This is a genomic window from Bradyrhizobium sp. TM102 (genome assembly GCF_009176685.1).
In the GTDB taxonomy this organism is placed as follows: Bacteria; Pseudomonadota; Alphaproteobacteria; order Rhizobiales; family Xanthobacteraceae; genus Bradyrhizobium; species Bradyrhizobium ottawaense.
Genome location: NZ_AP021855.1, coordinates 4,862,301 through 4,874,693 on the forward strand (window position 1 = coordinate 4,862,301; position 12,393 = coordinate 4,874,693).

At 64.1% G+C, this 12,393-nt stretch carries 12 protein-coding genes; 6 read left to right on the forward strand and 6 right to left on the reverse strand.

What is annotated here, in order from left to right; genetic code table 11:
* Positions 1 to 62 precede the first annotated feature (62 nt).
* From GDN70_RS23410 to GDN70_RS23420, 3 genes are all read left to right on the forward strand, one after another.
* Complete coding sequence (locus GDN70_RS23410) at positions 63 to 833, forward strand: enoyl-CoA hydratase (RefSeq protein ID WP_038972545.1); 771 nt, start codon at positions 63 to 65, stop codon at positions 831 to 833.
* A gap of 277 nt (positions 834 to 1,110) precedes the next feature.
* Positions 1,111 to 2,307 (forward strand): acetyl-CoA C-acyltransferase, encoded by a 1,197-nt coding sequence (locus tag GDN70_RS23415; protein ID WP_038972546.1) that lies wholly within the window; start codon positions 1,111 to 1,113, stop codon positions 2,305 to 2,307.
* A 112-nt stretch (positions 2,308 to 2,419) separates the two neighbouring features.
* The gene (locus tag GDN70_RS23420) at positions 2,420 to 3,715 is read left to right on the forward strand and encodes an MFS transporter (protein WP_152103091.1); all 1,296 of its coding nucleotides are present in this window, start codon (positions 2,420 to 2,422) and stop codon (positions 3,713 to 3,715) included.
* On the opposite strand, the gene GDN70_RS23425 is transcribed toward GDN70_RS23420, so the two are convergent.
* From GDN70_RS23425 to GDN70_RS23435, 3 genes are all read right to left on the reverse strand, one after another.
* Positions 3,712 to 5,082, reverse strand: a complete 1,371-nt coding sequence (locus tag GDN70_RS23425; RefSeq protein ID WP_371731596.1) for a carbohydrate porin — start codon at positions 5,080 to 5,082, stop codon at positions 3,712 to 3,714. The genes GDN70_RS23420 and GDN70_RS23425 overlap by 4 nt on opposite strands.
* Positions 5,083 to 5,112: 30 nt before the next feature.
* Complete coding sequence (locus GDN70_RS23430) at positions 5,113 to 6,129, reverse strand: transporter (protein ID WP_152103093.1); 1,017 nt, start codon at positions 6,127 to 6,129, stop codon at positions 5,113 to 5,115.
* Positions 6,130 to 6,240: 111 nt separating this feature from the next.
* Positions 6,241 to 7,020, reverse strand: a complete 780-nt coding sequence (locus GDN70_RS23435) for an acetoacetate decarboxylase (RefSeq protein WP_152103094.1) — start codon at positions 7,018 to 7,020, stop codon at positions 6,241 to 6,243.
* A gap of 198 nt (positions 7,021 to 7,218) precedes the next feature.
* On the opposite strand from GDN70_RS23435, the gene GDN70_RS23440 reads away from it, so the two are divergent.
* The gene (locus tag GDN70_RS23440) at positions 7,219 to 8,394 is read left to right on the forward strand and encodes a patatin-like phospholipase family protein (protein ID WP_152103095.1); all 1,176 of its coding nucleotides are present in this window, start codon (positions 7,219 to 7,221) and stop codon (positions 8,392 to 8,394) included.
* A 555-nt stretch (positions 8,395 to 8,949) separates the two neighbouring features.
* On the opposite strand, the gene GDN70_RS23445 is transcribed toward GDN70_RS23440, so the two are convergent.
* On the reverse strand, positions 8,950 to 9,399 hold the full coding sequence (locus tag GDN70_RS23445) for a hypothetical protein (protein WP_152036348.1): 450 nt from the start codon (positions 9,397 to 9,399) through the stop codon (positions 8,950 to 8,952).
* Positions 9,400 to 9,821: 422 nt separating this feature from the next.
* On the reverse strand, positions 9,822 to 10,364 hold the full coding sequence (locus GDN70_RS23450) for a hypothetical protein (RefSeq protein WP_050995584.1): 543 nt from the start codon (positions 10,362 to 10,364) through the stop codon (positions 9,822 to 9,824).
* 435 nt (positions 10,365 to 10,799) lie between these two features.
* On the opposite strand from GDN70_RS23450, the gene GDN70_RS23460 reads away from it, so the two are divergent.
* Entirely contained in the window at positions 10,800 to 11,225 is a 426-nt protein-coding gene (locus GDN70_RS23460; protein WP_028145136.1) for a DUF4440 domain-containing protein, read from the forward strand.
* A 156-nt stretch (positions 11,226 to 11,381) separates the two neighbouring features.
* Entirely contained in the window at positions 11,382 to 11,657 is a 276-nt protein-coding gene (locus GDN70_RS23465; protein ID WP_018319867.1) for a DUF3303 domain-containing protein, read from the forward strand.
* 272 nt (positions 11,658 to 11,929) lie between these two features.
* Here the strand turns inward: GDN70_RS23465 and GDN70_RS23470 are convergent, their stop codons facing one another.
* Entirely contained in the window at positions 11,930 to 12,346 is a 417-nt protein-coding gene (locus GDN70_RS23470; protein WP_244625814.1) for a hypothetical protein, read from the reverse strand.
* Positions 12,347 to 12,393 lie beyond the last annotated feature (47 nt).

A 12,393-nucleotide genomic window follows, 5' to 3' on the forward strand; every position in this document is an offset into this window, starting at 1 on the left:
GCCCGGAAGTGGCACCGACCCGCGCGCCTCGCGCCTGTCCACGAAACCTTCGAGATGCCACGATGGAAATGCTCACCCCCCACTGCGGCGTGACGCGCGATACGCGCGGCGTCGTTCATGTCGCGATCTGCAACGCCGGCCCGCTCAATATTCTCGGCTCGCCGGTGATCGACGACGTGCGCGAAGGCCTGCAGCAGCTCAGCTCGGACCGCAGCATCCGCGTCGTGGTGCTGCGCGGCCATAGCGAGAGGAGCATGATCGGGGGCGCCGACATCAAGGAGATGGCCAAGCTCGACCAACGATCGGCCGAAGCCTTCATCAGCCGCCTGCGCGACCTCTGCGAGGCCGTGCGCGCCTTCCCCGCCCCGGTGATCGCGCGCATGCCCGGCTGGTGCCTCGGCGGCGGCCTCGAAGTCGCCGCCGCCTGCGATTTCCGGATTGCCGCGCATGATGCGCATTTCGGCATGCCGGAGGTTCGCGTCGGCATCCCCTCGGTGATCCACGCAGCGCTGTTGCCCCGTCTGATCGGCTGGGCCCGCGCGCGCTGGCTGGTGATGACGGCGGAGAATATCGACGCGCCGACGGCGTTCGCCTGGGGCCTGGTCGACAAGGTGGCGCCCCAAGACGGCCTGGATGCGGAGATCGAGCACTTGGTGAAAGCATTGCTCGAATGCGGCCCCGAAGCGCTGCGCTCGCAGAAGGCCCTGCTGCGGCAGTGGGAGGAACTGCCGCTGACGGAGTCGGTGAACCTCAGCGTCAAGGTGTTCGGCGAGTCGTTCCTGACGGACGAGCCGACGCGGCTGATGCAGGCGTTTGTGAACAGGAAACGGTAGGATACAGGCTCCGGTGCCCCGGACGCAGCGCAGCGCCGCTTTGGCGGTGCGCTGCTGAGCCGGGGCCCACGCACCAACGAGGCCGGCGCGACTCTGGGTCCCGGCTCTGCGACGCGACGTTGCTCGCCGCGCCGCGTCCGGGACACGGATGAGGAACAGCGCCGCAACAAATCTCATCCGACCCACGACATTTTCTCATCCCTGCCACGGTTGCATTTTTTGCGCCGCATCATATGATGATCATAATCCTACACATCACCTCACAGGGAGCCCCATCATGGCCGAAGCCGCCGATCCCGTCGTCATCCTCTCCGCCGCCCGCACCCCGCTCGGCCGCTTCATGGGCGAGCTCTCGCCGCTCCCCGCCCACAAGCTCGGATCGCATGTGATCGGCGCGGCGCTGGAGCGCGCAAAACTTGAACCCGAGAAAGTCGACGAGGTCTTCATGGGCTGTGTGCTGCCGGCCGGACAGGGCCAGGCACCCGCCCGCCAGGCGGCGCGCGCGGCCGGGCTGCCCGATGCCACCGGCGCGACCACGGTCAACAAGGTCTGCGGCTCCGGCATGAAGGCGACCATGCTCGCGCACGACATCATCCGCGCCGGCTCGGCCGAGATCGTCGTCTCCGGCGGCATGGAAAGCATGAGCAACGCGCCGTATCTCCTCGCCAAGGCACGCGGCGGCTATCGCGTTGGCCATGACCGCATCATCGACCACATGATGATGGATGGCCTCGAGGATGCCTACGAGACCGGTCGCTCGATGGGCGATTTCGGCGAGGCCACCGCGGAGACGTACCAGTTCACCCGCAAGGACCAGGACGCCTATGCGATGGAGACGCTCAGCCGCGCCCGCAAGGCTGTCGAGGGCGGCGCGTTCAAGGCCGAGATTGCGCCGATCACGCTCACGGAAAAGGCCGGTCCCCGCATCATCGCCAATGATGAGCATCCATTGAAGGTCGATCCGGCGAAGATCCCGGGCCTGAAGCCGGCATTCCGCGCCAACGGCACCATCACGCCGGCCGCCTCCTCCGCCAATGCCGACGGCGCCGCCGCGCTGGTGCTGACGAAGCGGTCGCTCGCCGATCGGGGCGGCCTGCCCGTGCTCGCCGAGATCAAGGGCCACGCCACCCACAGCCAGGAGCCGCAATGGTTCACCACGGCGCCGATCCCGGCGATCCGCAAGCTGCTCGACAAGGTCGGCTGGAGCGCAGGCGACGTCGACCTGTTCGAGATCAACGAGGCCTTCGCCGTGGTGGCGATGGCGGCGCAGCGTGACCTCGGCATTCCCCGCGACAAGCTGAACGTCAATGGCGGCGCCTGCGCGCTCGGCCATCCCATCGGGGCCACCGGGGCCCGACTGATCGTGACGCTGCTGCATGCGCTCGAGGCCCAGAATCTCAAACGCGGTATCGCGGCCCTCTGCATCGGCGGCGGCGAAGCCACGGCGATCGCGGTGGAGCGGCTGGCACGCTGAGCGCGGGTGTCCGAAATTGAGGGAAGTCTGTCATTTCAGACTTCCCCTTCCTGTGCCAGACTGCAACGATGACGCGGGTCCCTCGGGGCTCGCCAACCCGCATTGAGGCCCAATGATCTCGAACTGGCTCGCGGCAGCATTGTCCCGCCGCAACATCCATTACGGCTGGGTGATGGTCGGCGTGACCTTCCTTGCCGCGCTGATCAGCGCCGGCACGGTCGGCGCGCCCGGCGTGTTCATCGTTCCCCTGCAAAAGGAGTTCGGCTGGAGCACGGCGGAGATCTCTTCCGCGCTGTCGATCCGTTTCATCCTGTTCGGGCTGATGGCGCCGTTCGCCGCCGCCCTGCTCAACCGCTACGGGCTGCGCAACGTCACGCTGGCGGCACAGCTGATCGTGGTCTCGGCGCTGGTCGCATCGCTCGGCATGACTCAGGTCTGGCAGCTCGTCGCCCTCTGGGGCGTGGTGATCGGCATCGGCACCGGCATGACCGCGCTGGTGCTCGGCGCGACCATTGCCACGCGCTGGTTCGCGGCACGGCGCGGCCTCGTCGTCGGCATCATGACCGCGAGCGTCGCCACTGGTCAGCTCGTGTTCCTGCCGCTGCTCGCAAGCCTCACCGATCGCTACGGCTGGCGGCTGGCGCTCGGCTTCGTCTGCATCATGCTCGGCGTCTCTGCGCTGGCCGTCCTGCTTGCGATGCGCGACCGGCCGAGCGATCTCGGCCTGCGCCCGTACGGCGACGAAGGCACCGAGCCCCTGCCCACCCCGCCCGTGAGCCACGGCTCGATCACGGGCGTGGCGCTCGGCACGCTGCGCGATGCCTCGAAGTCGACTGCATTCTGGATCCTGTTTGCGACCTTCTTCGTCTGCGGCGCTTCCACCAACGGCCTCGTCCAGGTTCACCTGATCCCGATGTGCCTCGATTTCGGCATCCCGCAGGTGCAGGCCGCGAGCCTGCTCGCAGCCATGGGCATCTTCGACTTCTTCGGCACCATCATGTCGGGCTGGCTGTCGGACCGCTACGACAATCGCTATCTCTTGTTCTGGTACTACGGCCTGCGCGGGCTCTCGCTGATCTTCCTGCCGTTCAGCGACTTCTCGTTCTATGGCCTTTCGATCTTCGCGATGTTCTACGGCCTCGACTGGATCGCGACGGTGCCGCCGACGGTGCGCCTCACCGCGCAGAAATTCGGACCCGAGCGCGCCAATCTGGTGTTCGGCTGGATCTTTGCTGGCCATCAGCTCGGCGCCGGCACCGCGGCGTTCGGCGCTGGTCTCTCGCGGACGGTCTATGAGAGCTATTTGCCCGCGTTCTTCATCGCCGGCGCGCTCTGCGTGTTCGCCTCGTTGATCGTGCTGGCGCTGTCGCGGCAACCCAAACTACAGCCGGCGACGGCCTCGGCCTAGTACCGGATCGTGGTGGTGACGCCGAACACCGCGGCGTCACCGATCCTGGAAATACCGCTCGGATCGTTCGGATTCGCGATGCCGCCGGAGGGACGGAACACATATTGAAAGTAAGGCGCGATCAGCCAGCCCGGCTTGATGTGCGCCTCGTAGATCATCTCGATCAGTGTCTCGTTGCTGCGCACCGGGCTCCGGATGCCGGTGAAGGCCTGCGTGTCGACGTCGAGATGGCGCGCGGTGTTCGAGATCCGCATATAGGCCATCGCCACGCCGAAGCGGTCGAGCGGGCGGCCCGGCGTGAAGCCGACGAAGCCGATGCCGCCGTCCATATAGAGGTCGATCAGATTGCGATCCGGCGGGCTGTGGGCGATGCGGCCGAACGCGGTGATGCCGGGGAGCGAGGCCGACGTGCTGGTCTCGGTCACCTCAGGCGGACGATACAGCACCTGCTCGATCACGGCGAAGATGCCGTAATTGCCTTTGAGCCTTGCGGGAATGCCGCTGCCGCCGGGATCGGCGATCGACATCCCCTCCGCCGTCAAGCGCTGGCTGTCGAACGAGCCGTAGTGCTTCCACGCGCCCGGCGTGAAATTGCCGGCGAGCGGACGGCCGCCGATATCGATGTCGTAGTTGAAGCGGACCTGCCCGATCACCCACGGCGGATCGTTGACGCGGAATGCCAGGCCATGATGATCGCGCAGCTGAGGATCGACATCGCCGGGCCCGGACGGATCGCCGTTGAACACCGCACCATACGCGGTGATCTTGTCGGTCAGTGCGGCCTTGATGCGAATGCCGGGCACCGCGATCGGCGGCGCCGGGCCGCCGGCCGGAAGATTGCTGGCCTTGATCGCGGGCCAGCCGAAGGTGCCGTTGATGAAGAGGTCGTCGGTCTGGCTGTCGAAGAACTCGACATCGGCGGCCTGCTGGCCGGCCCTGATGTTCAGGCGGTCATTGAAAAAGCTCTGCTCGAAATAGGCGTTGTAGAGCCGCTGGTCCGGCAGCGCCTCGATCTCGCTGATGGTGGCGAGGTTCATCACGTAGTTGCGGCTGAGCCCCTGGCCGTAGATGACGAGAGCATTGGCGTAAAAGCGGCCGCCGGTCCAGCCGACCAGTCTGTCGAGATCGGCATCGACCGACAGATCGAGCCGGCCGAAATGGATGGCGCCACGCTTCACGCCGCCGGCGGCGTTGGCGATATTGTCTGCGATATAGGTGGCGCCGAAATTCAGGCCCTTGCTGGCAAGGCCGTCGTGCCATTCGTTGAACCATTTGGGAAACAGCCATGCGGCCGCGCTTTCGTCCTTGGCACCGGCGAGCGCGCTCGTCGCCGTGCAGGCCAGGGCGATCGCGGCCGCCACGGATATTTGGGTCCCCCAACTCACGATCGACACACGCTACTTGAAGATACCGGTGCGCCGCATGAAGAGGTAGGCCGCAGTAACCGAGCAGGCCATCAACACTGCCGCCCACAAAAATCCGCTTTCGACCTCGGTCAGCGGCAGGCCCTTGGTGTTCATGCCGAAGATGCCGGTGACCAGCGTCGGCGGCAGCAACAGCGAGGTCACGATCGAGAGGGTGTGGAGATGGCGGTTGCTCTCCTCCTCGTTCTTGAAGCGCAGCTCTTCCTCGAGCAGGCGGCTGCGCTCGCGCAGCTCGACGATGTCGTGATCGAGCCCGTCGAGCCGCTGCGCGAGCTTGCCGGCCTGGATCCGCAACGCCGGCGACAAATGATCGGTGTTCTTCTGATCGAGACGGTGAAACAGCGTGCGCAATCCGGTGAGCTGCCGATGCAGCCGCACGCAGGTGCGGCGGAGCCGGCCGAGATTGCGGCGCATCTCCGGCCTCGCGTCATCGGCGAGGATGCGCTCCTCGATATCGTCGATCTCCTGGCCGAGCTTGTCGGCCATCCGGTCCAGCGTGTCCGCGACCTCATCGACGATCTTTTCGAGCAGATGAGCGACATTGTCGACGCGGTAGCCGCCTTCGAGCACCCGCCGCGTGGCGTCCGCCGAGCACAGCGCCTGATGGCGGCCGGAGACCAGCAGGTGCTCGGTCATGGCGAAGCGCAGGAACGCGGTCTCCTCCGTCGCGCTGTCGATCTCACGCACGAGGTCGGAAAACACGCCGTAGACGCAGTGGTCGATGACGTGAAGCTGCTGGAAGGTGTCGCTCGACAGCAGCAGTTCGCGTGCAAGCGCCGGCAGCTGCGACGCCGCGATCCAGGGCCGCGCCCGCGCGTCGGTCAGGTTGAAATGCAGCCAGAGCCGGCCGTCATGGCTGAACTCGATCGGCTGGTCGACCGGCAGCGCCTCGGCACTGCCGTCGCTGTGCAGGCGGAAGGCCCAGACCAGGCCGGGAATGGCGGGTTCGGCGTTCGATAATGCGCTGGCAAGCTTTGCCGGCTCAGCCATGGATAGCCCCAACCGTCAACAACTGCCCCGTTTCGGAAGATGGCTGACGGCATCTTCCGGACCCCACGCGGGTACTCAATTACGCCAGTGTTACAGTTTGATGATGCCGCCCTATTCCGCCGCGAGCCCAGTCGCGACCGCCTCGGCTTGCCTGATGTAGTCATGGACGACGCGGCCGAACGGCAGCGTCAGATCGGCAATGTAATGATGCGCGCCGAGGCAGCGGCGGACCGGGAAATCGGCGACCGGCGCATTCACATGCGGCACCAGGTGCAGCCGGCCCGGCCCCATCCAGGAGCCCTTCGGCACGATGTCGACGAGGTTGATCGCAACCAGCTGGCAGACCTCGAGACGGCCGTCGACGCCCGGGATCATCTTCAGATTGATCTGCGTCTTCGACAGCGTGGCGCGGGTGAGGTCGCCGTTGCCGGCCATGCTCTCGTGCTTGTAGCCCATGGTGCCCATGGCGACGAGCTGGCCGGCATATTCCAGCGTGCCCGTCAGCGTGTCCTTGACGATCTCGAGTTTGGGATGGGCGTATTTCTTGGGAAAGCCCCAGATCTCGCGGCCGGCGGCGATCGGCGGATCGTCGTCGAGATACATCTGCGAGACGAAGTTGACGTCCTCGCCGTTGAGACGCGCGGGGATGACGAGGCCGGATTCGGTGTAGCTGCCGAAGCCGGAGGAGTCAGGCATCTTGATCCATTCGTAATGCACGATCGGCTGGTCGATCGGCTGCAACGGCTCAGGCAGGCCGGCACGGATCAGCTCCGGGTCGGTCTCGTAGGTGATGACGAGGAATTCGCGGTTGACGAACCGATACGGACCGGCCGGATAGCTCGGCCCCGCCGCGGGCATGGACGGAAGTCTCAGCACGTCTTCGCTTCGCATCGCTGGTCTCCTGTGTTCCTGATCGGCGGCAATTGCTAGCGATCCTCATTGACTGCGATGTGAAGCTTTTCCGTCAGGCGCACGACCCCTGCCATTGCAGCGTGGTCGGTCTGCGTTGCCGGCGATGCATCGGTGCCGCCCTGTCATCACGCCGTCACCACGTGACGCAATCGTCTTGCGCAAGCAGGAGGCATCGCCATGGACGCCCGCACGTCGCATCCGACATATCAGAGCCATCAGGCGCCCTCGCGGGGCTGGCGGCCCGAACGCTGCGATCGCATCGCGCTGGTGCTGCAGGGCGGCGGCGCGCTCGGCGCCTACCAGGCCGGTGTCTATCAGGCGCTGCACGAGGCCGGCATCGAGCCCGACTGGGTCTGCGGTGTCTCGATCGGCGCGATCAACTCCGCCATCATCGCCGGCAACAAGCCGGAAAAGCGGCTCGAGGCGCTGCGCATCTTCTGGGAGCGCATCACCAACCGCAAGATCTGGCACTACACGCCCGACGGCGACGTCTTCCGCCAGTGGCGCAATCTCACCAGCGCCTGGATGACCTCGGCGATGGGCCAGCCCGGATTCTTCACCCCGCACCAAATGAATCCCTGGTTCAGCCCGGTCGGCGCGCGCACCGCGACCAGCTATTACGACACGATGCCGCTGAAGGAGAGCCTGCTCGAGCTGGTCGACTTCGATCTCATCAACGAGAAGAGGGTCCGCTTCGCGGTCGGCGCGGTCAACGTGCTCTCGGGCAATTTCATCTATTTCGACAATTCCCATGACGAGATCGAGCCGGAGCACATCATGGCCTCCGGCGCCCTGCCCCCGGCGCTGCCGATGGTGCGGATCGGCACCGATCATTTCTGGGACGGCGGCATCGTCTCCAACACGCCGCTGCAACACCTGCTCGACCAGGAGGATGCGCTCAATTCGCTGGTGTTTCAGGTCGACCTGTTCAGCGCGCGCGGCGTGCTGCCGCGCTCGATCCAGGACGTGATGGCTCGCCACAAGGACATCATGTATTCCTCGCGCACGCGCCACAACACCGACGTCTATCGCCGCACCCACAATCTCAAGGTCCTGCTCCACAAGGCGCTGGCGAAGCTGCCGGACGAGCAACTGTCCGACGAGGAGCGCAAGCTGAAGACGAGCCTGTGCCACATGCCGGAGATCGCGATCCTGCATCTGATCTACCAGCAGAAGGCCTATGAGGGCGACGCCAAGGACCACGAATTCTCGGGCACCTCGATGCGCGAGCACTGGACCAGCGGCTATGAAGACACCAAGCGGACGCTGAAGCGCCGCGACTGGATCAAGATGCCGGAGGAAGGCATGGGGCTCGTCGTGCACGACGTGCACCGGGAGACGGAGAGCGCGTAAGGGACGCTTGTGTCCCGGACGCGCAGCAACGCCTTGAGCGTTGCTGCGCCAAGCCGGGACCCAGAAGCTACACGGTTCGTCGCGATCATGGGCTCCGGCTCTGCAGCGCAACGTCGAAGGGACGCTGCGCTGCGTCCGGGGCACGAGACTGCCCATAAACATGATCCATTCGGAAGACACACTATCGCATTCTCGCGGCTCATTTCGCCCGAGCTTTGCTCTCGTCGTTGCCCTTCTTGTTCAGAAAGGGCGCAGGGAAGGCCGGGCGCCGGCTGGCACCCGCGGTCCCGTGTGCGAACAAGACGCGCACGGGTTGGACAACAGGTGTAGCCGGGCGACCGGCATTCCCTGCGCGGATGGCTTTACGGCTTATGTCGCGCTCTCCCCGGGGAGCGATGCACTATTGCCCCCGTCGCGTTGCGGATGACTGATGTGCTGACCCGGTTGAGCCGCAACATCACCGCAACACTTGACGCACAGACCCCGGGCGTCAGGACCACACGATTTTGCCGTCCGCGCACATCCCCGTTCCTGTCCCCGATGGCTTGCGTGCGCTCACCATCGTGGCCGAACCAAGGACGCCGTCAGCGCCGTGTCGTATCGCGCGTGCAGCTGCTCACGGGGATTCCCGCCCTGCAGCCTGCCCAGCGCGCCGACGCCGTCGCGGCCACCGCCTCCCGGCCCGCGTCTCGTGACGATCGCGAAACGCCCCTTATGGCGGGCGGGATGAGCCATTGATACGACATATCCGAAATTCGGTAAATAGGAATGTTTTTGCGTCGAGGGATTGACAGGGTGTTTTGCCCGACGGGCGGGGTGCCACCGCAACTGAATATTCGATGCAATGGTGTAATGGGCCTTCGGGTCCCTCTCGCAACCACCGGGGTGGAACAACAGCAGATCGTTTCGAGCAAGTCGCTTCCTGATGGAGGCGCCGGGCTCCTGGATGGCGGAGGTCGCGATCGAATTGAACAAGGAAGCGAAGTGACGCCGATCTTCGCGCATGCGCAACAATTCTCCATACGCAGCAATCGTTCTCCGCTTGGTGGAGCGGCATCGCAGCCGCTATCGTTGCCTTCAGGCCCTAGGACTCCCCAAGTTCTCGCGCCTGAGGACCGCCGCCTCGGCCCCTGGACGTTGACAGTCCCCGAGCAGCTGGCGGCGGTCCTTTCTCCTGTCTCGGCCGCGCCCCGATTTGCAACAGTCGGTTGCTGAGACGGGCCGAGCCGAGGCAGACGATTTGCGGACCCGCTAAGTCATTGATCCCTTTTGTGACCCGAACTGGAAGGACAAGCCTTTTTCCGAGTCCCAATCTCTCGGCTTGGGATAGAGGTCAGCCACCTCCGGACCCAAATCGGCCGTGCAAGGCCCCAAAACAAACCGCAGGAGGCGCCGCGGTAGGACGTCGATTGAAGGAATGTCGTTAGCTACCGCATCAGGTGGAAATCAGGGCGGGCTGGCGCTAACGGCGGCCACAGAAGCGCCCGAACGATGAGCGGAATACCAACGGCCAAAGGTATCAACCAGTACATGAAATGAGGCAGGTCCTTCCAAAGTGGAAGCTGCTTTCCGTTGTCCACGTAGAAGGCAACCAGCATCAGGATATACGACAGGCCCATCCCCGCGATATGGACCCTGACCCAATACCGCCAGCGGTGCCGGAGCGCAGTGCGACCGATCCAGGCGCAGGCGAACGACAACGTACCGAGGACGAACAAGTGATAGTTTTCGGCCCAGCGCATAAGCGACAGTAACGTCGCGGACGCGAAGAGCGCCAGCAGACACCAGAAATAGATCGTTCCAAGCCTAGAATGACGCCCGCGACGCTTCTGACTCGACATTGCGATTGCGCCGATCGCAACGCTCGCAAGGCCCAGGGGGATATGCACCCCGAAGATCAACGCCAGAAAGAAGTGGTCGGTTGATGGAATTTCGATGCCCGCCACGATGGTCGTTTCTTCGCCTGTCATGGCGTTACTCCCATCTTGCAATTCAACATCGACTAAGCGGCGAAGAGGGTCGTTTGACGGCGAACGCTACGGCGCCGCAGACAATGCAAAGCATGCAGCAGCCGATCAGGACGACTGCATAGCTTCCCGTCCAATCGGCGCTTGCTGCGAAAGGCAGCGGGCCGAACGCTGCGCCGGCAATGCCAACCCCTTCGGGCCGCGCCCGCCAGGGACGAAGAGCGCGCCTGGTCAAGCGTTCGAGCCGCGACATGGAATACTCGTCAGGTCAATTGCCCGTCAATTTTCCCCTGCGCAGCTTCGTCAATGGTGCTGACGGTAATTCTCCGGAATTGCCGTTGCGTCTGTCCCGGTCTGGGATGGGCCATTCAATGCATCCACTTCGAGACGAGACGACTGCCCCTTTGTCCGCATCGTACATTGAGTCTGGAGATGATCATGCGCAACATTGCATCGGCGATTGCAATCGTGATCGCGTTGAGCGCGCCGGCTTTGGCTCAGAAGGCCGAGATCGAAGCGAACAATGCGAAATGGATAGAGATGTTCAACAAGGGAGATTTTTCCGGGATTGCATCCCTCTACAGCGCTGATGCGACCGCGCTCCCGCCGGGCTCCGCGATGGTGCAGGGTCGACCAGCCATCGAGGTCATGTGGAAAAGCATGGCTGAACAAGTGACCGATCCGAAGCTCACAACGGTGGATGTCAAGCCACTCGGTTCTTCCGCGGCCCGTGAGATCGGCACGTTCGTCCTGAAGACCAAGGGATCGACACCGCAGGAAGTGACCGGAAAGTATGTCGTCGTCTGGGAGAAGGTCGGAGACGACTGGAAGCTCGCCACCGACATCTGGAACGACGGCAAGTAGCCGTCTTACGTCCAAACCAGCGCTTGCGCAAAAAGCAGGAGGGATCAAACCGACGCGCGTGTTCATTCGCCGTTGTCATTCGATACGCAGGCGCTATCGTGCGCATGCGGCGCAGCCGCGACGTTCATCCGATAATTCTGGTCATGGGAGAATCGCATGAAATTCATAACCACCTGGAGCGTACCTCAAGGCACCTTCAATGCAGCCGTCGCCCGCTTTCTCGAGACCGGTGGCGCACCACCCGAGGGCGTCAAGATGCTGGGCCGCTGGCATGGCATGAATGGACAGGGATTCGCGATCTCTGAATCGAGTGATCCAAAAGCCATGTATCGTTGGCTCGCGCAATGGTCTGACCTGCTCCCGTTGACCGTCACGCCCTGCCTTGAGGACGGAGACGCGGGCGAGGTGATGGCGTCGCTTCCCAAGCGTTGATCATCAAGCGTTGATCATCAAGCGGGCGAAGGGTTTTCTGAACCAGCTCATCCACTGAAGCGCGATGAGATTAGGATGAATCGTCATCGCGCTTTAGTTTATTGCTTGAGCATGAACTTTTCGGAAAACCTCTGCGCACTTTTCCGGATCATGCTCTAGGGTCCAGCCGTCTCCTGGACTCTCCGGAGAGCGGCTACTTCGCGTCCTTGTTCAATTCGATCGCGACCTCCGCCATCCAGGAGCCCGGCGCCTCCATCAGGAAGGATTGACGGTTACTCCTGGTCTGGATCGTCACCAGCGCGGCCACTGTGTTTCCCCTCTATTCGCGCCTCGATCAGGCCGTCCTTGTTGGTGCCGTAGACCTTGCCGCCCTGCCGGTACTCGCTCTCGAACCAGTTGCCGGAAAGCTCCGTCCCGCTCTGCTCGATGTTCGCGGACAGGACCATCTTGTACGCATCGCTTGCGCAGCGCAGGTCGAGTGTCAACGACCGTCCCGGCCTGGTGACGTTGTACGCCACCTTGCAGCGAACCTTCTCGCGCGGACCGTCCGACGGCTTCATGGTGCCGATGCCCGACCATGCGCCGGCCAGACTGTCGAACACCGGCTCTGCGCGCAGCGGGCCGGTGCCGACGAGCACGAGCCAGGCCGCGCCAATGCTCATGCGCGCCGCCAAAACCTTCAATCGCATTCTGCCAATCCTGATCTGTAAAGTCCGAGCGCGTTCTACGCCCTGAT